23 protein-coding genes and 6 pseudogenes are annotated in these 24264 nt (G+C 49.2%); 18 read left to right on the top strand and 11 right to left on the bottom strand.

Annotated features, from left to right (window positions below):
- Positions 1-281 precede the first annotated feature (281 nt).
- Positions 282-1268 carry a LacI family DNA-binding transcriptional regulator gene (locus CW734_RS10075; RefSeq protein WP_180956264.1) on the top strand — a complete coding sequence of 329 codons (987 nt, stop codon included), beginning with the start codon at positions 282-284 and terminating at the stop codon, positions 1266-1268.
- A gap of 49 nt (positions 1269-1317) precedes the next feature.
- Here the strand turns inward: CW734_RS10075 and CW734_RS10070 are convergent, their stop codons facing one another.
- Positions 1318-2049 (bottom strand): YqcI/YcgG family protein, encoded by a 732-nt coding sequence (locus CW734_RS10070; RefSeq protein ID WP_101190368.1) that lies wholly within the window; start codon positions 2047-2049, stop codon positions 1318-1320.
- 217 nt (positions 2050-2266) lie between these two features.
- Complete coding sequence (locus CW734_RS10065) at positions 2267-3226, bottom strand: ion channel (RefSeq protein ID WP_101190367.1); 960 nt, start codon at positions 3224-3226, stop codon at positions 2267-2269.
- Between the two features lie 136 nt (positions 3227-3362).
- Between CW734_RS10065 and CW734_RS10060 the strand changes: the two genes are divergently transcribed.
- Together CW734_RS10060 and CW734_RS10055 are read left to right on the top strand one after the other, a co-directional pair.
- Entirely contained in the window at positions 3363-4052 is a 690-nt protein-coding gene (locus CW734_RS10060; RefSeq protein WP_157824148.1) for an SGNH/GDSL hydrolase family protein, read from the top strand.
- A 210-nt stretch (positions 4053-4262) separates the two neighbouring features.
- Complete coding sequence (locus CW734_RS10055) at positions 4263-5357, top strand: acyltransferase family protein (RefSeq protein ID WP_101190365.1); 1095 nt, start codon at positions 4263-4265, stop codon at positions 5355-5357.
- A gap of 36 nt (positions 5358-5393) precedes the next feature.
- Here the strand turns inward: CW734_RS10055 and CW734_RS10050 are convergent, their stop codons facing one another.
- The 4 genes and pseudogenes from CW734_RS10050 to CW734_RS10035 form a co-directional block, all read right to left on the bottom strand.
- Positions 5394-5813 (bottom strand): DUF2892 domain-containing protein, encoded by a 420-nt coding sequence (locus CW734_RS10050; RefSeq protein ID WP_101190364.1) that lies wholly within the window; start codon positions 5811-5813, stop codon positions 5394-5396.
- A 96-nt stretch (positions 5814-5909) separates the two neighbouring features.
- Positions 5910-6482, bottom strand: a complete 573-nt coding sequence (locus tag CW734_RS10045; RefSeq protein ID WP_101190363.1) for a peroxiredoxin family protein — start codon at positions 6480-6482, stop codon at positions 5910-5912.
- A complete protein-coding gene (locus CW734_RS10040; protein WP_101190362.1) occupies positions 6479-7099 on the bottom strand; it encodes a hypothetical protein in 621 nt (206 codons plus the stop codon). Before CW734_RS10040 ends, CW734_RS10045 begins: the two co-directional genes overlap by 4 nt.
- 186 nt (positions 7100-7285) lie before the next feature.
- Positions 7286-7975: pseudogene (locus CW734_RS10035) on the bottom strand (ADP-dependent NAD(P)H-hydrate dehydratase).
- 576 nt (positions 7976-8551) lie between these two features.
- On the opposite strand from CW734_RS10035, the gene CW734_RS10030 reads away from it, so the two are divergent.
- The 3 genes and pseudogenes from CW734_RS10030 to CW734_RS10020 all read left to right on the top strand — a co-directional run bounded on the left by CW734_RS10030 (position 8552) and on the right by CW734_RS10020 (position 11562).
- Complete coding sequence (locus CW734_RS10030; RefSeq protein ID WP_232787263.1) at positions 8552-9691, top strand: M14 family zinc carboxypeptidase; 1140 nt, start codon at positions 8552-8554, stop codon at positions 9689-9691.
- Between the two features lie 99 nt (positions 9692-9790).
- Positions 9791-10726, top strand: coding sequence for an MBL fold metallo-hydrolase (locus tag CW734_RS10025; protein ID WP_101190361.1), 936 nt, complete (start codon positions 9791-9793; stop codon positions 10724-10726).
- 114 nt (positions 10727-10840) lie between these two features.
- A pseudogene (locus CW734_RS10020) lies at positions 10841-11562 on the top strand (3-ketoacyl-ACP reductase).
- 38 nt (positions 11563-11600) lie between these two features.
- On the opposite strand, the gene ptsP reads toward CW734_RS10020, so the two are convergent.
- Together ptsP and CW734_RS10010 are read right to left on the bottom strand one after the other, a co-directional pair.
- On the bottom strand, positions 11601-13292 hold the full coding sequence (ptsP, locus tag CW734_RS10015) for a phosphoenolpyruvate--protein phosphotransferase (RefSeq protein ID WP_101190360.1): 1692 nt from the start codon (positions 13290-13292) through the stop codon (positions 11601-11603).
- 29 nt (positions 13293-13321) lie between these two features.
- Positions 13322-13591: pseudogene (locus CW734_RS10010) on the bottom strand (phosphocarrier protein HPr); the annotation flags it as partial.
- Positions 13592-13720: 129 nt separating this feature from the next.
- Between CW734_RS10010 and CW734_RS20000 the strand changes: the two are divergent.
- The 6 genes and pseudogenes from CW734_RS20000 (at position 13721) to CW734_RS18950 (ending at position 17230) form a co-directional block, all read left to right on the top strand.
- Positions 13721-14465: pseudogene (locus CW734_RS20000) on the top strand (DeoR/GlpR family DNA-binding transcription regulator).
- Positions 14462-15394, top strand: a complete 933-nt coding sequence (gene pfkB / locus CW734_RS10000; protein WP_101190358.1) for a 1-phosphofructokinase — start codon at positions 14462-14464, stop codon at positions 15392-15394. The pseudogene CW734_RS20000 and the gene pfkB overlap by 4 nt, the downstream one beginning before the upstream one ends.
- Positions 15391-16014 carry a PTS sugar transporter subunit IIA gene (locus CW734_RS18965; RefSeq protein ID WP_232787018.1) on the top strand — a complete coding sequence of 208 codons (624 nt, stop codon included), beginning with the start codon at positions 15391-15393 and terminating at the stop codon, positions 16012-16014. The genes pfkB and CW734_RS18965 overlap by 4 nt, the downstream gene beginning before the upstream one ends.
- The gene (locus CW734_RS18960; protein ID WP_232787017.1) at positions 15989-16555 is read left to right on the top strand and encodes a PTS fructose transporter subunit IIBC; all 567 of its coding nucleotides are present in this window, start codon (positions 15989-15991) and stop codon (positions 16553-16555) included. The genes CW734_RS18965 and CW734_RS18960 overlap by 26 nt, the downstream gene beginning before the upstream one ends.
- The gene (locus CW734_RS18955) at positions 16527-16673 is read left to right on the top strand and encodes a hypothetical protein (RefSeq protein ID WP_232787016.1); all 147 of its coding nucleotides are present in this window, start codon (positions 16527-16529) and stop codon (positions 16671-16673) included. Before CW734_RS18960 ends, CW734_RS18955 begins: the two co-directional genes overlap by 29 nt.
- 5 nt (positions 16674-16678) lie before the next feature.
- Entirely contained in the window at positions 16679-17230 is a 552-nt protein-coding gene (locus CW734_RS18950; RefSeq protein WP_232787015.1) for a fructose-specific PTS transporter subunit EIIC, read from the top strand.
- A gap of 238 nt (positions 17231-17468) precedes the next feature.
- On the opposite strand, the gene CW734_RS09990 is transcribed toward CW734_RS18950, so the two are convergent.
- Entirely contained in the window at positions 17469-17741 is a 273-nt protein-coding gene (locus CW734_RS09990; protein WP_101190357.1) for an HPr family phosphocarrier protein, read from the bottom strand.
- Positions 17742-18044: 303 nt separating this feature from the next.
- Here CW734_RS09990 and CW734_RS09985 point away from each other — a divergent pair.
- The 4 genes and pseudogenes from CW734_RS09985 to CW734_RS09970 all read left to right on the top strand — a co-directional run.
- A pseudogene (locus CW734_RS09985) lies at positions 18045-18344 on the top strand (nuclear transport factor 2 family protein); the annotation flags it as partial.
- A gap of 197 nt (positions 18345-18541) precedes the next feature.
- The gene (locus CW734_RS09980; protein WP_058380702.1) at positions 18542-18745 is read left to right on the top strand and encodes a hypothetical protein; all 204 of its coding nucleotides are present in this window, start codon (positions 18542-18544) and stop codon (positions 18743-18745) included.
- A 48-nt stretch (positions 18746-18793) separates the two neighbouring features.
- On the top strand, positions 18794-19381 hold the full coding sequence (locus tag CW734_RS09975) for a histidine phosphatase family protein (protein ID WP_101190355.1): 588 nt from the start codon (positions 18794-18796) through the stop codon (positions 19379-19381).
- 32 nt (positions 19382-19413) lie between these two features.
- Positions 19414-19749 carry a hypothetical protein gene (locus tag CW734_RS09970; protein WP_101190354.1) on the top strand — a complete coding sequence of 112 codons (336 nt, stop codon included), beginning with the start codon at positions 19414-19416 and terminating at the stop codon, positions 19747-19749.
- 76 nt (positions 19750-19825) lie between these two features.
- Here the strand turns inward: CW734_RS09970 and CW734_RS09965 are convergent, their stop codons facing one another.
- The gene (locus CW734_RS09965; RefSeq protein WP_101190353.1) at positions 19826-20038 is read right to left on the bottom strand and encodes a hypothetical protein; all 213 of its coding nucleotides are present in this window, start codon (positions 20036-20038) and stop codon (positions 19826-19828) included.
- Between the two features lie 106 nt (positions 20039-20144).
- On the opposite strand from CW734_RS09965, the gene CW734_RS09960 reads away from it, so the two are divergent.
- Both CW734_RS09960 and CW734_RS09955 read left to right on the top strand, forming a co-directional pair.
- Positions 20145-20603 carry an SRPBCC family protein gene (locus tag CW734_RS09960; RefSeq protein ID WP_101190352.1) on the top strand — a complete coding sequence of 153 codons (459 nt, stop codon included), beginning with the start codon at positions 20145-20147 and terminating at the stop codon, positions 20601-20603.
- Positions 20604-20837: 234 nt separating this feature from the next.
- Positions 20838-22849, top strand: a pseudogene (locus CW734_RS09955) (ABC1 kinase family protein).
- Positions 22850-22946: 97 nt separating this feature from the next.
- Here CW734_RS09955 and CW734_RS09950 read toward each other — a convergent pair.
- Complete coding sequence (locus CW734_RS09950) at positions 22947-24167, bottom strand: MFS transporter (protein ID WP_101190351.1); 1221 nt, start codon at positions 24165-24167, stop codon at positions 22947-22949.
- Positions 24168-24264 lie beyond the last annotated feature (97 nt).

Raw genomic sequence — 24264 nt, 5'->3', positions numbered from 1 at the left:
TTCATAAAGGTATAAATGATTAATTAACACCTAGGGTGAAGGAGCGAATCTCGAAAGGGTTAATAGCAAATTTTATTTGAATAAAATGAATAAAGAAGGGGGATTTTGAATAATTATATTCATAGAATTATTTTTAAATTCAATGAAACCACTTTGATTGATCACTATATTTCCTCGAGCAACTTACAGATCGCGGAAATTTTTGAATGTCCTCCTGAATATCGTGGTTAGATGTGGTATAGTATATTCAACAAAATGAATGAATGGAAAGGGTGGTAAAAATGGTATCGACCACAGAAGTTGCGAAGCATGCAGGAGTCTCTCAAACGACGGTGTCCCGGGTGTTGAATCGGCCTGAGCAAGTTAAAAAGGAAACTTATGACAAAGTGATGCAAGCCTTAGCTGAGTTGGATTACGGAAATGCCAGCACCACAAATGCTCAACCCGCCGAAACGCCAAAACGCATAGCCGTTGTTTTTTCGAAAGATTGCACCCCCGACGAATTCGCCCGCTTGCGCGAATTTGCTGAATCGGCACAGGCTGACGGATATCAGCTGACGGGCCATGCATTGACTGGCAGTGAATCAGTGGAAGACAGCAAAGCTATAGTGGAAGATGTTGCTGGAGTCATCGGCATCGGTAGCCTTCCTGTTGAATTGAAAGAATATTTGAATGAAACAAGTGCATTTTTGCAAGCCGAAGAAGCAGCGAATGAAGTAAAACCATTTGACGGGCGCAAAGCGGCATATCTTGCCACCAGCCATCTTGCTGAAAAAGACCACCAGCAGATCGCATGGGTAGGGAGAGATTTGCCGGATGGCGGTGAAAGGCTACAAGGTTATTATGAAGCCTTGGCACATCATCAATTGAAGCTGCGCAAAAAACGCATCCACTCGACACAAAGCCCTGCCGATTTCGATGCCATTGCGGCTGAATTGCGTTCATTCAAAAAACCGACAAGCGCGTTTGTCGCGGCGAGCTACGAAGACGGACTGCAATTATTCGATTCCTTGAAAAGCGCTGGATTCAAAGTGCCGAAAGATATCAGCATCGTGGTGGTGGGGGAACCTGAAGAAGGGGATGACGCCGAATTGACGGCCGTCAAGCCGCCAACCGCTGCACAGCCATTTGTCCAACAAGTAGTGGATCGCCTGCTGCAGCAGATCGAAGGAAAAGAGACAGAGATGCAAGCTGTCGAGGATGAATTGCAACTCGACAAGGGCAAAACGGTTAAGAAGTTTAAAGAGCGGCAAAAAAATAAAGCCTAACCATAAAAAAGCGTCGGTACAGTTTTCCTGTACCGACGCTTTTTTATGGTTAGAGTTCTTTATGCGAAAACGGGCATTTGCCTTTGACCGGCTCAACATCATCTCCGATGAAGAACTGCTTCCATTCATTATGTTCAGGGTCGCCAAAGTGGCTGATGTCTGGATGGGTCGGCAATTCATCCCATTTCTCGACACGTTCCCGAACCTTCTCGCGCGACATAATGCCGCCTTTTTCCGTCCCTGTCAGTCCTTCGAAAATCCTTCTCGGCTGGAATCCGAGCACCATCGAATTGCCGAGGTGGCGGGTGCGGCGCTGTTTGTAGGCAGGCGCATTGCCGAAGATGAAAATGGGTTCCCCTTTGAAGTTGAAATCCCATAAATAATGATCAGGATCACGCGGCGCTTGTTCCGGCCATTCGGTATCATCCATATCATGAAGATACTGCAGAATCTCCCAGAACTGCTCACGGTAAGCGTCCAGCGGCCCTTCCGATTCGAAAGGTTCTACGAACACGAACAGCCCATGCCGCTTATGTTTCGGGTCTTCGAATAAAGTCAAAAATTCCGCAACGGCTCCAGGCAAGTTTGACCAATCATCTTGGCTTATATATGCATAGCGCAGCTCGCTTTTCAATTCACCGCTTCTGCCGAAATAGCATGGGAAGGTCTTGTCTGTCACCGTCTCATGGAAAGTTTTGTATTCGCGCAGCAACCAGTCAGGCAAGTCGTTGCGGTTCGTGAAATCTTCTTTTGTCAATAAAGCAGGTATAGTCGTTTGCATTGATTAGCCTCCAATTTCAAAATCTCATCCCTCAAATTGTTCCCTGAAACTTTTAAATGAAACACCTTATTTTAATTTGTTGGAAACAACGACAAAACAGGAAATGAAAAAGCGCCAGGATCCGGCGCTTTTACAACCATCTACTTGTTTGCTTTGGAGCAGAAAAGCTATTTATTCATTCCAGGTCGTTTGATGTTCCTGGCCATTTCCTCGCCCGTCATTTCCACAAGGCCGAGGAGCTTTCTTCTGCGCCGTTCAAGTGATTCCATTGTTTTTCATAGGATTCTGCATTCACTGTGGGAATCGACGCGTCGAGGTTCGCAAGCACTTGATGGGGCGGAATCACGGTGGAGGCGTCGATCGATGAACTATGCAAAGTATCCAAATAACTGGTGATGCTGCTCGAGAGTTCCTGCATCAATAAGGTATTGGGCTGAATTTCTTCCGGAATGCCGTACTTCAAAAAAGTCAATGATTCATCCAACACGACGATATTGACCGGCAGCGAACGGTCATGCGTCGAGCTGCGGTAATAATGGAGGACTGGATAGGCGTTGTATTTCGACACTGCATTGCTTAATTCATTCGCGAATGTATCGAGCAATAGATTGAGGTTGTCGAAGTTTTTCCCGTTCCATGAATTGTTGACGAAGGAAGCGGGATCTTTTGCAATGCCGCTGATGCTCGATGCAAGCGAACGTTTTTCCGATACGGCGCTCAACACTTGCAGCAAATAAGTCACCCCAAATGTAATGAATAGCATGCCGGTGCCAGTCGCAAAGATCGCCACGATCTGCCAGATGCCGTCATCCGGGGCGAACTCACCGTTGCCGAGCGTAAAAATCAAGTAGCCTGCATAATAGGCATATTCAACCCACGACAAAGGCCCGCCGTCTTTGGTATCGACGATCATGTTGGAACTTGCAAAAATGAAGGTCCAGCCCGCCCATAGCAGGAAAATCCATGTCGCCAAGGTGGAGACCAAAATAATGGGCCCCGCGAGGCTCAGGAATTTCGAGTTGTTACGGCTCACTTGCTTATGGAGCGTCCAGTAGGCGGAAGTGAGCTTATGGGTCAATGGCCCAGCACCGCCGTCGACCCATAAAGTCGTCCAGATGAAATCGGTCAGCGTGAGGACGACGATGATGATGCCAATAACTAGATAAAGCTGATCCATCAACACCCCTCCTTTATGTTCTAGTTGTCCATACCCTTCCAGCCCTACAGGTTATGCATATAAGCATGAAAAGGGAAAAGAAACAGGCAGATATGCTAAAATAAAGAGATACGAAAGCGAGGGGGCGTGCAGAAGATTGGGCAAGAATTTCCGATCGAGTGCCCTTTATCAAAAGGCACTCAGACGTAAACAACGCAATGCGACAAGACCGCGACATATAGATAAAATCGTCATTCTTGGCGATTCCGTAGCTTATGGCTACGGGACAAAGGGCGGGATTGCGAGACATTTGGAAGACAGCTTTCCGGATAGCGAAGTGCTGAACTTCGGCATCAATGGATTGACGAGCGATGGCCTCGTCGAACGGCTGCGGGCCGATCATTGGCAGGCGGAATTGGCTCAAGCCGATCTCGTGCTGCTGAATATCGGCGGCAACGACTTGCTGCGTCAATACCGCGATGGGGGCGCAAGCGAGCTGATCCGCCAGTTTGCTGCATTGAAAAAGAAATACCGCCGCAATTTGTTGGAGATTTATGGATTCATACAAAAAAGCAATGATCAAGTGCTCATTGTCCAGAATAGTTTATATAATTCGATGAAAAAAGAAGTGCAGTATTTCGGTTTCACCAACCTGCTGTTCCGCATGTGGAATTCGGCGATCGGCGCGAAAGGCGTCATCGTCACGAATACGCGGAAAATGGGAAAAGTGCCGTCCATTTGGCTGGATTCGATCCATCCGAACGAGGAAGGCTATGCGATCATGCATCAATTGCTGCTAGAAACCTTGCAGACGACCGGTATAGCGGTCATAAAAGACCGTCGATAAACGACCAGACCCGGGCCATCCATGGTTTCCGGGTTTTTTTATGGCTGAAATAGGACAGCGCCAAAGCTCTAGCAGATAATGGGAGAAAATACTTGTGGTTTTAATGAAACGTGGTATATTATGTCTATAAATTTTAAATACAGATTAGGCTCATGGTTTATATTAGGTCTTTTGGCGAGTGTTTGAATTTGCGGTAGAGGGGTGGGGCGTGTGAGAAGAAAGCTGGTGCTGATTCAATTGTCCAGGGCATTGGTGCCGTTATTGGTCATGCTTCACCATTTATCGACGACCATGATGGATTACTACGGATTCAATATGTGGAATCTGGCTTATTTGCCGTTGACGGGCGGCGTCTATTATTTCTTTTCCTTGTCAGGGTTTATGGCTTATTATATTTACCGTCAAAAATTCGGCAAGAAAGGGCAATTAGCGGATTTCCTGATTAACCGTTTTATCCGGATTTATCCGCTGTATTGGGTCGTGACCTTGGTGTTCCTGATCTTGGCATTCCTGTTGCCTTGGTTCGCAACAGGGGCGGAGCGGGATATGGATGTCATTTTGACTTCGATCTTTCTTGTTCCGAATCCTGAATGGCAAGACCCGTTCTTGATCGTGGCATGGTCATTGGAATACACGATTTATTTTTATCTAATGTTCTCCGTGCTGTTTTTGAGCCCGCGCTTGATCGGCAAGGCGCTGTTCGCCGCCTGGGGCATTCTTTCGCTATTGGGCGTCATCGGCATTGTTTATATCGATCATTTTCTGTTCGATTTTCTGTTTGCCTCCTATAATTTAATGTTCATAGCGGGTGTGTTTTGTGCGTGGCTCATCCTCCATGCCAAGATACCGGTCATCATCGGGTATCTATTCATCGCATTTGGATTGATCGGTTTTCCTGTAACGTGGATGAATGCGTTGAACCCCTTCATGGAAGTCAGCTTTGAAATGAGCGCCAGCATTTCGATCATGTTGTTGTTGATCGGGCTTGGCGTGATCGATTTGAAAAAGGATGTCACTATTCCAAACGCGTTCCATCAACTCGGCAATGCCGCATTTGCGATTTATCTCGTCCACAATGTAGTGCTCGATGTATTCTCTGAATGGATGGACCAAGCCGGTTTGCATGAAGTATTGGGCAATATCGGCATGAGCCTGGTGCTCGTGGCTTTGATGATGTTTTTCGGGATTTTGGCGCATTTCAAGCTGGAGCTGCCGCTGCACCGGCTCTTTAAAGGCTGGCTGCAGAAAAACAAGATGCCTGCAGTCGCGCCAAGTGATAGAGACGCTGCGACAAAAAATACTTAAAAAACCCCTAAGCGCTAAGGCTTAGGGGTTTTAATCTTATTCAGGCTTATTCAATAAATTCTGCAAAGCCTTTTTCTCGCGGTTGATTTCGTCGACGGTGCGGACGCCCATTTTGCGGAAAATGACGATCGCCGGTGTCCAGCCTTGCAGCGCGTGCTGAATGATGGCTGCACTTGACGCTCCGGCTAGAAGCGCCCATTTTCTATTAGACCGGACAGCGAGAAGAGCGGAAACGGCTGCAACGGACGCCATATTTACTTTCATTAGGCGTTCAGTGTCCCATTCGTTGTCCAATTCGTTAATGCGCGTCCGGATCTCACTTTCGCCTTGGCGCTTGTAATAATTGACCGAGGCTTCCGTTTCCCGTTCGATTTGCTGATTGATGTGGTCGGGTGTGTGGTCGTTCACTTTAGATTGTGTCGATGGCAATTGTTCTTTTGCTAAATCAAGTTCCATGAAAAAATCCTCCATTTCATTGCAAGTCCTGCTTTTAGTATTCCGCAAATGGCTTTTCTTTAAACCCTTAAGTTCATGCAAGCCTTACGGAGAAACTTAGTCGATGCTGTCTGTCTGGTCTTTCATGATCTGTTCATCCATCGGGCCGACAATTTTTTGGGCGATTTCGCCTTTCGTGTTAAGGATGTAGGTTGTCGGCACGGTACGGATTTGATAAGTTTGGGCGGTGCTGCCGGTTTCGTCCATTGGAATGGAGAAAGTCAACCCGAATTCATCGATAAACGAGCGAATCGCTTCATCGCCGTTATCCTGTGCGGTCAGGTTAACTGCCAGGATAACGACGTCGCCGTCTGCGTTGTTTTCGTGGAATTCCTGCATATGCGGCATTTCAGCTCGGCATGGGGGACACCAGGTCGCCCAGAAGTTTAAGATGACTTTTTTGCCGCGGTAATCGGATAATTTGACCGTCTCGCCATTTTGGTCAGTCAATGTGAAATCGGGAGCTACCTGCCCTTGTGAGAGGCCTTCGGCAAGTGACTCGTCTTCTGCGCTTGCGGAAGTGGCGGATTCGCTCGTATCGATTGGCTGAGCATCTTCTTCAAAGAAATTGATGGCTATGATGGCGATCGCTGCAACCAGCAATATGCCGATGATAGCTTTTTTTATCATATGCTCGGTCCTTTCTGTTCAAAACGTATGTACATGGCGATTGTGAATGCGGCAACAACAATGAGCGTCGCATTTTGCCAAGTCACTAGCGGGCCGAATGCGCTTAGGATGAGCAGTTCCACTGTGAAAAATGCGGCAAGCAATAAGCTGTTCGGAACGTCTGGCCGTTTTCCCAGCACGCGGATGGCCACGATAGCTGCTGCGAAAAGAGCGGTTTGAAGGGCTGCTTGCACAAACTCGGCGTCAAAATATTGCAGGATGGACTGATACGCCAGAAAAAACAATAACCAGGCAGTGGCAGCCTGTTCCGCCACAGCAGCCTGTTTTCTTTGTGCCAGGGCCAAATAGCCGATAAGCAATGCTATGGCGAGCAAATGGCCGTACAACCCGCCGTTGAAATAAAGAATCGATAAAGGCATGTCAAGAAAATGCTGTAAATTGAAAACGATGTAGCTGAGCTTCCACGTCAAGATGTAAAGCGCCAAAGCGTTCCAGTACCATTCGCCAGGTTTATGCCCAATCGCGGCGCGCATCAGCAAGCTTACTGCAGCGGCTGCCAACAGCACAGAAACCCATACCGCAGGCACCGTCAAGTGAAGTATCCGAACATAGTTCACTAACTTTGTCCCGCCCGGTGTCTATTCATTATAAAGATACCTCCGTCCGTATTGAAAATCTTATGCCTGGCGATTTCCATTATAGCGGAAAGTATGAGCTTTTCATCTCTTTTGATTGTCAAAATAGTGAGCAGTTTTATCCAATAAATGAACAATAGCCTAGCTGCGAACTAGTTCACAGCCAGGCTATTTCACGTGACGATTTTCTGAACAAAGGATCACTCGTATTGTTTCCATACTTCCGGCAGCAGCTTTGCGATATCGTGTGCAAGCATTGTGTGGGGAGCGGGTTTTGATGAATTCGTCCGCACAGGCACCGTGCAAGTAGACGGCATTTAAGACGGCATGGCGCCAGTTTTCGTGACAGCACAGCATGCCGAGCATCATGCCGGTCAGCATATCGCCCGTGCCGCCTTTGCAAGCGCGGCATTTCCTGTCGGGTTGTGGAACAGTTCGCCGTCCGGGAAAGCGATTGTTGTGCGGGGCCTTTCAAGACGATGGTCAAGTCATGCTCCATGGCAAATGCCGAGGCACATGCACCGGGAGACTCGGCCATCTGGTCTGTTGAATATCCTGAGATCCGGCTGAATTCACCGGCGTGCGGCGTCAAGATGAGCGGTGCGCTTCTTTCACATAGCTTCGTTCACTCAATGCGCCGGCGTCGAGTATGAGAGGGGCAGGTGAATTCAGCAAACTGTCAATAGCCGCTTCGGTCACTGCATCCGGTAAGGTGCCAGGCCCACATGCGATGGCTTTATAGGAAGTGAGTGAATGGGTGCCATTGGCGATATGGATCAGCGCATCTGGCACATACGTCGCTTCGGCCGCCGCGTGAGCGATGCTGCGGATGGTTTCGCGGTAAGTCCCGATTGCCAATTTTCCGACGCCGCTTGTTAGCGCCCGAGCCCGAAATCAAGGCAGCCCCGGGCATGTCCGGGCCTCCAGCTACTAATAACGCAGTGCCAGAACACGCCTTTATGGCTGTCTTGTGCGCGTTTTGGCAATGTGCTGCGCACCATTTCCTGCGACCAGATGATGCTGTCTTGCGGATTTGTGGATCATTCATATGATAACCTCCAGTTTCTTCCTTGATGGTATAACTGTAGCCGATTCAGGGCAATAGGCAAACCCAAAAGCGCCAATTATAGAAACTGACGGAGGGACCAGTTTTTTACTGATGAATATCTTCAGCCTTCAACTGGATGCTGCGGGTATTTCGTCCCACGAAACAATGAAAATCAGCGAGCTCAAAATTTGCTCTCCGGCATTGGTAACGGGCGAAGGACGGTTGGCGCTGTGGATTATATATCCAAAGGACTGAAATTTCTGACAACTATAGGCAAGCTTAACAAGCTTTGCTATACTCAGCCTATTCAATTAAAAGGAGTGGGGATAGTGAAAAAACACATATTCAAGACAATGACCATGGCGGGGCTTTGTGCCATGCTTGCGATGCCAGTGCAAGCGGCAGAACCTGCACAGCCGACTGAACACCATCACGACAATGCCATTTCCGGGTTTATCGATTATGCGGAGCTGCAAAAAGAACTCCAACGCATCGAAGCCAATAGCAAAGGCTCAGTTTCTGTTGATGTTGCTGGCCAATCATTCGAAGGCCGCGATATTTATACTGCGACTGTCGGGACGGGTGACAAAGTGCTGCTGATCCAAAGTGAGATTCACGGAAACGAAAAAACAGGCACCGTGGCCATTTTGAATATGTTGAAAACCCTATCTGGCAACTCGAAAGCGGCTAAAGCCTTGCGCGATGAAGTGACGATCGTCTTCATGCCGATGATGAACCCAGATGCCTCAGAAGGCGATAAGCGCCGCAATAGCATGACATGGAGCGATGTCGTGGCGGATTATCCCGAACTCGCCGCTGCAACGCCATCATGGAATTATTTAGACCGCGGCGTCAGCCAAAGCTATGATTACGGCGCCAATCCAGGCTTTGATGTGAACCGCGACTTTAACCCAGACCTGGATTATGTACCACAAGCCGAAGATTTCCCAGGCGCATCGAACGAACCGGGCTGGTTTATCACGAAAGAAGCCCAAGTTTCACGCGACGTCTATAAATCATTGCAAGCAGAATACGGCACCGTCGACGTCTTTATCGACCTGCATCATCAAGGGATGTATTATGTCGATGGCACGCCAGATCCAGTCACATTATCGCTGTCCGCCCAATTCGTTCCGGACCCATCCAGTGCTGAAGGGGCGAAATACAGCGACTATGCAGACCAATACGATTATGATTTTTCACGCCAGTTGAATGTGGCGGCGTATGAGGAGCTGCAGTCCTACGGCAATTCGAAATTCACCAATATCTCGCTTTATTCACAAGGGCTCGATTTGCCGGGCACAGCGCTTGGCAGCTATGCATTGAATGGCAGCGGCACCGTGTTGTTTGAAGTACGCGGCCAAACCCAGTCGCTTGGGCAGAAAGAAAAAGGCCAATTGGTCAAATCGGTAGAGCGCGGCTTGACGGCCATTGTCGAAGGGGTAGCCGATGACAGCGTCTATTCATTGGACCCGGAAGACTATGAAGACATTCCATTGACTTCCTATAGCCCATCCAGCAATTGATGAGAAACGCCGCCGAATTCTGGCGGCGTTTTTATGTGCCGAGTTGTGGGGCAAGCAAGAGCTTTGGTAGACTGAAGACAAACAGAAAGGGGTGCCAGCATGGCAATCAGCAAGTTGAACGACCGCATTCAGTTGATCGATGGTTTCGATCTCGGCCTGGAACAGCGAACAGGCAGCTACGTCATCATGGAACAGCAGCTGACCATTATTGAAACAGGTCCGAGCCCGTCGGTGGAGCATGTGAAACAAGGATTGAAAGAACTCGGCATTTCACTCGATGAGGTCCGCTACATCATCGTGACCCATATCCACCTCGACCACGCCGGTGGAGCGGGCTTATTATTGCAGGACTGCCCGAACGCGACGCTCATCGTGCACCCGAAAGGCGCCAGGCATCTGGCAAACCCGAGCCGACTCATCGCCGGCGCACGCGCAGTATACGGCGACAAATTCGATGATCTGTTCAATCCGATCGTTCCGGTGCCCGAACACCGCATCGCTATCAAAACGGAAGGCGACCGGCTGCAAATCGGTCCGGACTGTTCGCTTGAGTTCTGGGATACGCCGGGCCATGCCAAGCATCATTTCGGCATCTTAGACCCGGTATCGAATGGGTTTTTCGTAGGGGATACGGCCGGCATCCGTTATGCACAGCTGATTGAAGACGGCATCGACTTTTACTTGCCGTCCACCTCACCGAACCAATTCGACCCGGAGGCGATGAAGGCATCCATCGAACGAATGGAAAGTCAGCAACTCGATGTACTTTATTTCGGGCATTATGGTGCTGCAATGAATCCGCAAGCGGCGCTTCGCCAAGTGCTGGAATGGCTCGAGCTGTTTGTCGAAGAAGGGGCGGCTGCCTATCGACATGATGAATCCGCGGATCAATTGGCAAAACGCCTGGCGGCACCCGTCATGGCGCAATTGGCGGAAAAAGGAGTCAAACAGCCCCACCGCGTGATGCCCTATATCGAAATGGATTTACAGGTCAGCGCACAGGGCTTGCTGGATTATTTCCGCAAACAAAGCTGAGGCTACTGTCCTAAAAAAAATTTATCCTCAGTCAATCGGCCGGTTTACCGCCGCCGGTTTAGGGGCAAAGACTAGGGCAGAGAAAATTCATTTAGCTGAAGGGCGGAAAATAAAGTGGGACAAGTGTTAACAGAAAAGACAGCAATCATTACAGGAGCAGGGCGCGGCATCGGCCGGGCAACCGCCCTGGCACTGGCCAATGAAGGCGTGGCCGTCGGGTTGATTGCCAGAACCCGAAAAGAAATCGAACAATTGGCGAAAGAGATCCGTTCATTGCGGGGCCGCGCAGCATTTGCGGTTGCGGATGTGTCGGATCCCAAGCAAGTCGAAGCGGCCGTCCAGAAATTGACCGGCGAACTCGGCACGATCGATATCCTCATCAATAATGCAGGAATCGGGAAATACGGCAAGTTCATGGAACTTGATACCGAGGATTGGCAAAATATGCTCAATATCAATTTGATGGGCATGGTCCATATGACAAAAGCGGTGCTGCCGCAGATGATCGACAAGCAGGGAGGCGATATCGTCAACATTTCCTCTTCATCAGGACTCAAAGGCACAAGCGGCTCGAGCGCCTATAGCGCATCGAAATTTGCGGTGCTCGGCATGAGCGAGGCCTTGATGCAGGAAGTGCGCCCCGACAATATCCGTGTCTTCGCTTTGGCCCCGAGCCGTGTCGTCACAGGCATGACCGATTCTGGCAATGAAACGGAACAGGAAAAGAGAAGTTCATGCAGCCGGAAGACATCGCGGAATACATCGTTTCGCAATTGAAATTGAATCCGCGGATCTTTATCCCATTGTCGAAACAATGGGCCACCAACCCATTTTGATCACAAAACCCTGAACGCCTTTGCGGCATTCAGGGTTTTTAGCTAATTCCTTTAACGTACGCTTCGACCTCTTGTGATGATGAAAGTGCAAGGATTTGGTCGGTATGCGAAGCCATTTCTTGTTTTGACAAACGGCTGATCTGTGCACGCGCCTTCAAGACAGAAGAAGCGCTCATGGAGAATTCATCCAAGCCGAGCCCGAGAAGAATCGGGATAGCGATTTCATCGCCGGCCATTTCGCCGCACATACCTGCCCATTTTCCTTCTTTATGCGCTGCATCGATGACCATTTTCACTAAGCGTAAAATCGCCGGGTTAAACGGCTGGTACAGATACGACACCCGTTCGTTCATGCGGTCTGCAGCCATTGTGTACTGGATCAAGTCGTTCGTGCCGATGGAGAAGAAATCCACTTCTTTGGCAAAGACATCCGCCATGACGGCAGTGGAAGGAATCTCCACCATGATGCCGACTTCAATGGAGTCGCTGACTGGGATGCCTGCATCCAGTAATTTGGCCTTTTCTTCTTCCAGCAAAGCTTTTCCTTGGCGGAATTCTTCTACCGTTGCGATCATCGGGAACATGATCTTCAAATTGCCATGCACACTTGCGCGCAAGAGGGCGCGCAGCTGGGTTCTGAAGAGCTCCGGCATTTCCAGGCACAAACGGATTGCGCGCAGGCCGAGGAATGGGTTCATTTCTGTTGGCAAGTCCAGATACGTGAGTTCCTTATCGCCGCCGATGTCAAGTGTCCGGACGACGGTCGGCTTGCCGTCCATGCCTTTCAAGACCTTTGAGTAGGCGTCAAACTGCTCGTCTTCTGTCGGGAAGGCATCTCTTCCCATATAGAGAAACTCGGTGCGGTAAAGGCCGATGCCTTCCGCGCCATGTTCGAGCACGCCGGCAAGGTCTTTTGGCGTGCCGATGTTGGCGGCAAGTTCCACATGTTGCCCGTCGGCACTTACCGTCGGCTCATCTTTGAGTTTGGCCCATTCGGCTTTTTGGGCGTCATAGGCCAACTTTTCCTGTTGGAACTCCTGGATGGTCGCTGCGTCGGGCTCGACGATGATTTTGCCTTCCAAGCCATCGATGATCACCGTTTGGCCATTGCGGATCGTTGCCATGGCGTTTTGTGCGCCGACTACTGCCGGGATTTCCAAAGTGCGTGCAAGGATGGCGGAATGCGAAGTGCGCCCGCCGATATCGGTGATGAAGCCTTTGACGAACTGGGCATTCAATTGGACGGTATCGGACGGTGTCAAATCTTCGGCGATGACAATGACTTCCTCATCGATCATGCTCGGGTCTTGGATTTTAACGCCAAGCAGATGGGACAGCAGGCGTTTACGAACGTCCCGGATGTCGGCTGCGCGTTCTTTCATATACTCATTGTCCATCGCTTCAAACATCGTGATGAACATGTCACTTGTTTCCTGTAGGGCAAATTCCGCATTGACGCTATCCGCTGAAATGCGCTCTTTGATCGGCCCAATCAGTTCAGGGTCGCTCAAGACCAGCAAATGGGCGCCGAAAATCGCGGCTTCCTTGTCGCTGATCTGTTGGGCGGTCTTTTCCTGGATGACTTCAAGTTCGGCGGCCGCTTGTATCACGGCCGCATCGAAGCGGGCGATTTCTTCAGCAGGATTGCCCACTTTTTGCTGTTCGACGGTCAATTCCGGATTTTCCAGGCGGAACGCTTTGGCGATAGCGATCCCGGTGGAGGCTGCGATACCGGAGAGGGCTTGTCATTGGTTGGAGATCCTTCCGCTTTCAGCACTTCGTCGATTTTAGCCATCGCTTCTTCTTCGTCCGTTCCGTCCGCAGCAATCGTAACGGTTGACCCCGAAGCAATGCCAAGCGACATGACGCCGAGAATCGATTTCAAGTTTACTTGCTTGCCGTTGAAGCCGAGCGTGATGTCCGATTGGAATTTCGAGATCGAACCGACCAGTGCGGATGCCGGGCGAGCGTGGATGCCTGCTTCGTCTGTAATTGTATATTGTTTTCTACCATGATGATTTCCTCCTATAATATGCGTGTATTTGAGCGGGATTCATTCTTTTTGAATGAATTTGACTGCTTATGAATGATTATGATTGATTTTGTAAACGATTTCAAGTATTATCTATTTAATCAGAAAAGAAAAGAAGGTGACTGAATGCTGACCACGGAGCGGCATCAACTGATTTTAAACCTTTTGAAAGAAAAGCAGAGCATCAAAATCCAGGAGCTGGTCGAACTGACAGCGGCTTCAGAATCCACCATCCGCCGGGATTTGACGGAACTTGAGGAATTGCAGAAGCTGGAACGCGTTTTGGCGGTGCCAGCCGGATCGCCTCAAATGTGCCGGAACCGAGTTTGTCGGATAAAGCGGCCAAGAACCTGAAGGAAAACAGCTGGTTGCGCGCTATGCGGCCTCACTCGTCAAAACAGGCGATTCGTTGTTCCTGGATGCAGGCACGAGAACAAGACTAGTAAGGTGGGCTAGGAGAAGTGAATAAGAGACAGCAAATGGCCTGAGCCATCTGGAAGCCTTGAACGAGCACGGGATCACTTCCTATTTGACGGGCGGATTCATCAAGTCGCGCACGGGTGCTTTGGTTGGTCCTCAGGCGACCCAGTCACTGGAGAATTACCGGTTTGATAAAAGCTTTCTCGGCGTCAACGGGATTCACCCCGGACACGGGTTCACAACACCGGACCCCGAAGAAGCGGCCGTCAAACGAAGGGTCGGCGAATTATCCAGAAGCTGTTACGTGCTTGCGGACCAATCAAAATTCGGCAAAGTCAGTTTTGCGCACATATTCGACTTAAGCCGGTCCGCACTTATCATCGACGGCTTGCCGGATGATGCATTAGAAGAAATCGAACGACAAACTACAATTAAGGTGGTGACACAATGATCTACACATGCACATTCGCTCCATCCATTGATTACACAGCCTATTTGCCGCATTTTGAAAGCGGCGCCTTGAACCGTTCGGAGGAAGTGTATTATTACCCCGGCGGCAAAGGCATCAATGTCTCGCGTGTACTCAGCCGTTTGGGCCTGAAAAGCCGGGCGCTCGGATACGCTGGTGGTTTTACAGGGCGCTTTATTGAAGAGTTCCTTGACGCAGAAGGCATTGAAACCGATTTTATCGACACCGGCGCCATCACGCGGATCAATGTCAAAATCAAGACCGACCAAGAAACTGAATTGAATGGGCCCGGCCCGGTGCTAAAGGAAGCGCAGCTTGAACAATTGAAAGAAAAGGTTGCCGTTATGGCACAAGGTGATTGGTTCGTCTTGGCGGGCAGCTTGCCGTCATCGGTGCCGACCCAATTCTTTAAGGATCTTGCGGATCGTTGCCAGGAGCGGGGCATTCACTTCGTGCTCGACACGTCCGGTCCCGCGCTGAAGGAATTGCTGGATACAAAGCCTTTCCTCATCAAACCGAACGAGCATGAACTGGGGGATATTTTCGGAGTCGAAATCACCACCCAAGCACAAGCTTTCCATTATGCCAGCCAGCTGGTGGAGAGAGGGGTCCAACATGTCGTCGTCTCCATGGGCGGGGCGGGAGCGATCTATGCTTCCCGTGAACATTACTACACAACCCAAGTGCCAAAAGGCAAAGTCGTCAACACTGTCGGCTCGGGAGATTCCTTAGTCTCAGGATTCATCGCTTCATATATTCAGCATCAAGATCCGAGCAAAGCATTCCAATACGGCGTCGCTAGCGGAAGCGCCACTGCTTTTCGGACAGATTTGTGCGAACAGGCAGATGTGGAACAATTGCTCTCTGAAGTGACCGTAACACCATTCGAAAAAAAGGATGTGACAAAATGAGAATTACACAATTATTGACGGAAAACACCATCATTCTGGATCTGAAAGCCGGCTCCAAACGCGAGGTATTGAACGAATTGGTCGAGCAATTGGACCAAGCCGGGAAATTGAACGACAAGAAGCAATTCACTAAAGATATCCTGGCCCGTGAAGAACAAAGCACGACAGGGATCGGCGACACGATCGCCATCCCTCACGCGAAGTCCGAAGCAGTCAAAGCGCCAGCCATCGCGTTCGGCCGTTCTTTTGAAGGAATTGACTTCGAATCATTGGATGGCCAGCCTGCACAGCTGTTTTTCATGATCGCGGCAACGGCAGGGGCGAACGATGATCACCTGGAAGCCTTATCACGCCTGGCGACTTTCCTGATGGATGAGAAATTCCGCGTCAATATCTTGGAAGCCGAGTCAAAACAGCAAGTGCTCGACATCGTCTCTGCGGAAGAAGCGGAAGTGGATGGGCCGGAACAAGCAGATGACAGTGCACCGGTTGCCGGCACAGTAGAACCCGCTGCAGGCGGCAAGATCCTGGCTGTGACGGCTTGTCCGACAGGCATTGCGCACACCTATATGGCGGCTGAGAAGCTCAACGGGCGTGCAAAGAGCGCGGCATCAATTTGAAAGTGGAAACAAACGGCTCGAGCGGCGTGAAAACCGTTTGACCGATGCAGAAATCGCGGAAGCGGACGCCATTATCGTCGCGGCCGATACGAAAGTTGAAATGGCGAGATTCGATGGAAAACATGTCATCCAGACGCAAGTCGGCAAAGCGATCTATGAAACGGACCAATTATTGGACCGCGCACTTGCACAAGATACGCCTGTCTATAAGCATGACCGCACAAAAGACGCAGATGCCGGCACAGAACCGAAATCCGGATTCTATAAGCATTTGATGAACGGCGTTTCGAACATGCTGCCATTCGTTGTCGGCGGCGGGATCTTGATTGCCCTGTCGTTCTTCTTCGGCATCAACGCGGCAGATCCGGATAGCCCGCAATACAATGAATTTGCCGCGATGCTCGACCATCGGCGGCGGCACGGCGTTCTTCTTAATGGTCCCTGTCCTTGCCGGATTCATCGCGATGAGCATTGCCGACCGTCCTGGTTTTGCTCCTGGTATGATCGGTGGCTTGCTTGCCATTACTGTCACGGGTGTTGAAGAAGCAAATGGCGGTTCTGGATTCCTTGGCGGCTTGATTGCCGGTTTCCTTGCCGGTTATGTCACGCTGTTGGTGAAAAAGTATTCGCTGTCATTCCACAAAGTCTTGAAGGATTGAAACCGGTGCTGTTCTATCCGGTCTTCAGTATCCTCATCACCGGGGTTGTCATGATGCTGATCAACCCGCCATTAACACAAATTTACACAGGGATTTCAGCATTCCTTGAAGGGCTTGGCGGAACCAACTTGGTCCTTGTAGGACTTTTGCTTGGCGGCATGATGGCAGTCGATATGGGCGGCCCTGTCAACAAGGCGGCTTTTACACGTTCGGCATCGCCATGCTTGATGCACAGAACTTCAATTTCATGGCAACGGTCATGGCAGCGGGCATGGTCCCACCGCTTGGACTGGCCATTGCAACGACGATGTTCAAAGAAGAAATTCACCAAGACAGAACGCGAAGCTGGTAAGACCGCGTATGTTCTCGGCGCTAGTTTCATCACCGAAGGCGTTATCCCGTTTGCTGCAGCCGATCCGGCGCGGGTCATCCCGTCAGCGGTTGCAGGAGCGGCAACGACCGGAGCGCTCGTCATGCTATTCGATATCGGGCTTCGTGCACCACACGGCGGCGTATTCGTCATCGGTCTGGTGGACGGGGAGCGGCAAGCATCTTGACGTACTTGGTTGCTATCCTCGCCGGTTCATTTGTAACAGCGATCCTCGTCGGCTTGCTGAAGAAAATGTTACGGTAGCTGCATAATTGAAAACCGCCATCCGGTAAGTTCCGGATGGCGGTTTTTGCGTTTATGGAAAAGCTATGGAAAAGCTATGGAAAAGCTATGGAAAAGCTATGGAAAAGCTATGCAAAAGCTATGGAACAGCGACTGCCAAATGCCTTCCGTGGCTGAAAGAGTTACTGTCCGGAATTGATCATGCCTTGCGCTTCCAGTAGGGTGGCTGTGCCAAGTATTGCTTTTTGTGCGTCCTGGCCGTCTGCATGGATCGTGATGGTAGAACGGGTCGGAATCCCAAGCCCCATGACGCCGAGTATGGATTTCAAGTTGACGGTCCGGTCTTTAAATTCTAGCGATAATTCGCAGTGGAAGCGGTTCGCTTCACTGACGAGTGCTGCAGCCGGACGCGCATGCAAGCCTTCTTCTGCGGTAATGAAAACTGTTTTGGCCATATGGATGTATCCTCCCAGTGCTTAATCTAATAATGCATTTTCCATTATAACCATTTAAGGACAGCAATGAAAAACAAGCTTTACAGGGAAAAGATCAAGCGGAAGAAACATGATAAAACGGAAACAATAGACTAGGCAGGGTGCAGCAAAGAGAGTAAACTAAAAGAAAGTTGAATATTCAGATAAAAATGATTTGCTGTCAAGTAAAAGAAGGTTTACCAGTGCGAGGGAGGAAAAACCATGAAGACGAGCAGCACCACCGACTTTTAAGGAGTTCAATGATGCTTTTTCAAAGGCAAGAAGGACTTCATTGAACAGCATGTTTCGGACGATGTGGAATGGATCATGGTCGGGACGATGCCTTTAAAGGGAAGGCAGGCATTAGTGGATGCGGCTTTCGGGATGCAGGATTACACAAAAATGGCGTTTGAGGTCGACACCATCATTGCGGCGGGGCAGGAAGGGGCGGTAAAAGGCGTCATGACCGCAAAAGGCGGAAATGACAGGGAGCGTAAATACTGCTATTGTGATTTTTATGAATGGCAAGGAGAAGGCGAGCTGCAAATAACAAAAATGACGTCGTTCGTGGTTGAAACGAAATAGAGCCGAAATGGGCTCTATTTTATTAGTGTCTTATTTTTTAATTTACATGTATTAAACTACATAAGGTTATTAAAGAATTCAAAAATAAGCACACAAGACAGTATACCAGTAGAGGCAACTGGATGCTGACAATTCTTGCGTTCTCGGGAAAACTTCGGCAAGATGGAATAATAAGCAACAAGAAAGGGTGCGAGACAGTGGATTATCTGAAATCACGAAAAAATGCATATGCCGTTTTACTGAGCGGGCTCGTAGTGGGCGTCGTCATCGCATTTTTAATCAACGATGACCCGGATACATCGACTTTGGTCGCTGCAGGGGCGATCGGTGTGGTAATCGGGGAAGCGATCATGTTCTGGCGCTGGAGCAAACAACGCAAAACGAAACAACGCGAAGATTGATGGCTAGCAGTAATGAATCAATTAGCAACGGAAGGGAAGTAGAGTACGATGACGATTATCTGCCTGATTCGGCACGGAGAAACAGAATGGAATAAAATCGGCCGCATCCAAGGGACGACGGATGTGCCGCTGAACGAGACAGGAAAGCAGCAAGCACGCGCGTGTGGATCTCACTTGACGGGAGAAGCGTGGGACGTCATCGTGACGAGCCCGCTCACGCGCGCCAAAGAGACCGCGGCGATCATCAATGAAACGATGCGTCTGCCGGTATTTGAAATGGAAGAGTTCCAGGAAAAGCATTTTGGCAAAGCAGAAGGCATGACAGCGGAGGAGCGTTATGGCTTGTATCCCGACAAAAATTACCCAGGCCAAGAACAGGCAAAAGAGTTCCACGGCAGGCTGTCAAAGGGGCTTGCACAACTCAATGAACGCTTCGGGAACCAGCGTGTGCTCGTCGTGGCGCACGGCGGCGTCATCAATGCCATACTTGAACAATTGGCGCACGGTGAATACGACGGCGAAGTTCGTTTGCAAAATGGCGGCATGAATCATTTGGCGTATGCTAGTGAGCGCTGGGAGATCCAAAAATATAATTTCATTGATCACCTTGAATTGAAAGATACGAACATAAAGTGATCGCAATAAGCTAAAAGGAGCTTGGCAGGCATATGGGGTACGGTGAATCGGAAAGTTTGCATGAGGAAATCGAAAAACTGAAGTTTCACAACCGGACTTTATTGGCATTGCTCGGGGATGTAATGGAAGATAAAATGCGTGAGCCGACCATCCATGAAGCCATTGTGGTGCATGATTTGTCAAAAACTGAACTCCAGCAATTCACGCAATTAATCCGTGGCTATAACGGCGATATAAACGCTTTTAAACAGCAGGCAGCTTCCATGGGCCCTAAATTCACGAACCTGACCGTTACGGGCTTGATGCAAGGCTTCGCTGGGTCTGGCATACTGTCCGGAAAATGTGAAGAAAATTCTTCAATCATATGAAAACAATTGAATGAAAAACACCGCCGATTTCAGGCGGTGTTTTACAGAGTATTGATAAATTGCTGATGGCGCCAAATCATTTGCGTTTTTTGGCAGGTTCAGACGTAGGCGCTTCTTTGGCATCGAATATGCCGCGCCGGTAAACAAACACGGCCAGCGCCGCCATAAACAAGGCGGAATTGAACCAGAACAAGAGATCATTTAAATTGCCGCCAAACAACAAAGTGTTGAGGACGGTCAATAGATGCATCACCAGTATAAAAATAAACAGAATCGTTGAGGTTCTCATCAAATCACTCCATAATCGTTTTGCTGTTTCCATTGTAACGGAATCAAAGGGCAGCAGTAAGCATTTACGAGAATTGTAGAAAAGAGTTCATGAAAGGATGAGAAAAATGGTCAAATGGAAAGAGCAAATGATTATCGACGCACCGATTGAAAAGGTTTGGAATTTGTTCCAGGACGAGCAGATCCAGCGCATTATGCCAAAAGTGGAATCGCATGACCTGCTCGAAGGGGAGAATAATGCCACAGGCGCTAAACACGCGCAAGTGTATACAGAAGGCAAACAGCAGCAGCGCTATATCGTTGAAACTTTATCCTATGTGGATGAACCCGACAGAAAATACCGCGAGACGGCTTTTGAGATGGGGCACATGTTCAAAGTGCGCTATGCGTTCAGTTTGAAACAAGAGTCCGCACAAAGCACGCGCTTTATTTATGAAGGGCAAAACAAAGGCATAAGCGTTACGGGAAAGATGATGCTTTTGGCCGGCAGTAAAAAAGCAGCCCGAAATACCGTGTTAAACTTCATGAACAGGGTTAAGCAACAAGCGGAATCGCAAAATGAATAAAAGATGACCGCATAAATAAGCTGGAAATCAAAAATAAATGTAATAAATTACATAAGGTACAATGCGGAAAAGAAAAACAGCCATCAACCAAAAAACATTCACCGCAAAGAAAAAGCAGGAAGGACTTACCGATACCTCGAAATTACTTATATGGAAGGGCTATAGCTTTATTCCAACGAAAGACAAACCGATAATTCATTGCATGTTCGGTGGTTCAGGGAAAGGAGTCCGCGAATGGTCATATATGTACGGATGATTGCTGAAATGCTGGTCATCGCCATTTTCATTTATTTCGTCAGCGGCCGGTTGATGGGGTCGAAAGTGAATTTCACAAAACGCATATTGTCCGTCGTGCTCGGGATCGTCCTGACGACATTTGTTTATTGGTATTCCTATTTGCGTTATACCGAATTCATGGACGATGCCTTCGCCACGATGCTGACAGACACAAGCACCGTCATTTGGATCGGCAGCATGTTAATGATTTCCATGCTATTTTACTTGATACTGGAACTATTCGATCCGATTGAACTTGGGGACCGCGGCGAACGCATCACGAACCGCAAATTCATCTGGAAACGGCTGCGCAGCCGCTGGAGACGCCAGAAACGCTTAAGCAAGGTACTTGAGATTGCGGTCAAGAACGGCATTTCCAGCACCTTGAAATATGCGCGTCATCGTGAAAACAACTATGAGCTGGCGGTCGCTTTCCGCAGGACGCTTGAAGAAGCTGGAGGTGTGTTCGTCAAATTCGGGCAAGTATTGTCAACCCGAACGGATTTGTTCGCACCGGTATTTATCGAGGAACTGAGCCAGTTGCAGCAAAACGTCAAAGCCTTGCCCAAAGAACAAGTAACGGAAATCCTGCGAAAGTCCATGACACAGCCCATTGAGGAAGTGTTTTCGAAGCTCGAAAAAGAACCGCTCGCATCGGCATCGATCGGCCAAATCCACCGCGGTGTGCTGCGCAAGACCAATGAAGAAGTCATCATCAAAATGCAGCGGCCAGAAGTGAGTGCCATCATGCGGGATGATTTGGACATTCTCGTGGAATTTGCCGAATGGGTGTCCAGTAAATCCACTTGGGCACAGAATATCGGTTTCCGTGAACTGGCGGTCGGATTCGCCAATGGCTTGCGTGAGGAAATCGACTTTGAAATCGAAATGCGCAATATGATCCAAGTGAGCAATGCCCTGGAAGACAGCAAAAATCACGTCAAAATTCCGAAAGTCTACCGGGAATACAGCAATTCGACGATTATTGTCATGCAGTATTTCCAGGGCAAGAGCATTTCAAAAGGCGATGCGGTGTTTCGCCATTTCAATGTCGAACCGAAACAATTCGGCCGCACGGTGCTGTTTTCATTTCTGGAACAAATGCTGTTTTCGGGTATTTTCCATGCAGACCCGCATCCTGGGAATATTTTCATCGACGAAACGGACGGCAAACCGATTTTGCTTGATTTTGGCTCGGTCGGTCGCTTAACAGCGCCTCAGCAAGAAGCGCTCAATCATTTCATCATCGGCATCCAGCAAAACGATGCAAGCATCGTCCATGATGCGGTCAGAAAGCTGGTGGAAAACAGTGAGAAGATTGATGGGGCGAAATTTGAACAAGCTATCGGGGAGATTTTACTGAAGATTTCCTATGTCGACCGCATACCGACCGCCGAATTGATCCATTCCTTATTCGATGTCATTCGCGAATTCGGCTTGGCGTTTTATCCGTCCGTCGGGATTGCGCTAAGGTCGTTGATTAGCCTCGACAGCACCTTGCACACCATCGACCCGAATTTTGATATGTTCACGGAAGCGAAAAGCTTCGCGAAAGAATACAAGACATCGGTGTTGAAAAACCATTTAAACAGCCGCTCGCGACAAAAGAACGCATCGAAGAGGAATTGGTGCTCATCTTGCCGGAAGTCGCCAAACTACCGAAACGCATCGACCAATTGATCCGGCGCGTAGAGGGCGGCAAGATCATTTTGCACCATGATGTGTTTTCCGATAAACACAACTCAGGGTTCGTCATGCAATTATTCTCCAGGTTTGTCTTGTTGATGTCGGGGATCACATTCGGGTTCATATCGGCAGCCTTATTGGCCATCGCCCAATTCATCGATACCGTGTACGCGATTTATTTGAATACAGCTGCATATGGAGGGCTGTTCTTATGCGTCATTTTGCTCGTCAGATTGTCGATTCAGGCAATTCGGGACATGAAACGCAGCAATCAGTATAAATAGCTTGAATAGTATTTGTCAGATGATAACAATACAGCGAAAAACCCCATTCTGGAATCAATTCCGGGATGGGGTTTTTTTATGGAGTGGATGAACTCCTTTACGTTATGGCGGATTTCCGGACAGCAACTGAAGGCTTCCGCTCAGATCCATTCTCTAAGCTGCGGCTCCACGCACTCAGCAACACGGCGCCAAGGACCATAACCGCACCAATCCAAGGCGTATGGATCAGGCCAATCGAATCTGCCACAGATCCGCCAAGCACCGCTCCAATGGCGATTCCTGCATTAAAGGCAGCAATATTGATGGCAGAAGCTGTGTCTACAGCGCTCGGCACGTACCGTTCAGCAAGCATGACCGCATAGACTTGAAGCCCCGGAACGTTCATAAACGCGAATAAGCCCATAAAGAGAATGGTGATCAAACCGGCGATTTTGAAAGGGGCTGTAAACGACAAAATGAGTAAGATGACGGCTTGAATCAAGAACATATAGAATAATGCCCGAATGGGGTTGCGATTGGCCAATTTGCCGCCGATTGTATTGCCCGCCGCAATGGCGATGCCGTATCCGAAGAGGATGATTGTGACGGTTCCAGCTGCAAACCCCGTGACTTGCTGAAGCAAGGGAGACAGATAGGTGAAGACGACAAACGTGCCGCCATAGCCGAACGCCGTAATGGCAAAGACCAACAGCAAACGGCCATTGGTGACCAGCTTGACTTGATCACGCAATGTGGTGCGCGCCGCTTTTTTCAAATCACTCGGCACGAGTAAAGCGTTTCCGATCAGTGCGGCAACACCAAGTGCGACAATCGCCATGAACGCAAAGCGCCAGCCGAACTGTTGGCCCAGGAAAGTGCCGAAGGGGACACCGGTCACCGTAGCTACCGTCAACCCGGTGAACATCATTGCAATGGCGCTAGCTCGCTTGTTTTCCGGTACCAGATCCGCCGCAATCGTTGCGCCAATTGCCATAAAAACGCCGTGCGCTAATGCGGAAACGACTCGTGCTGCGAGTAGAACGCCAACAGTCGAGGCTGTTGCCGCAATCAAGTTCCCGATAATGAAGACGACCATAATCCATAGCAGCAAAGACTTCCTAGGCATATTTGCGCTGACAGAGGTCAGTACCGGGGCGCCAATCATGACACCGAGTGCATATAATGACACAGTCAAACCCGCTGTGCTGACGGAAATCCCTAAATCTTCGGCGATCAATGGCAGCAAGCCGACACTGATGAATTCGGTGGTGCCGATGGCAAAGGCACTAAGCGCCAATGCCAATAAAGCGAAATTACTTCTTTTTTGTGATGCAGACATTTTTTCTCCTCCAAAAACGTTTTTATCGATCGATTTCGTTCGATACATGCTAGTATGGATGACGAGGATTTTAAAAGGAAGTACGTACTTTAAAGTG

Source organism: Planococcus sp. MB-3u-03, assembly GCF_002833405.1.
GTDB lineage: Bacteria > Bacillota > Bacilli > Bacillales_A > Planococcaceae > Planococcus.
Note: the sequence above shows the minus strand (reverse complement) of the source record. Positions and strands in the feature narration are given on the sequence as shown.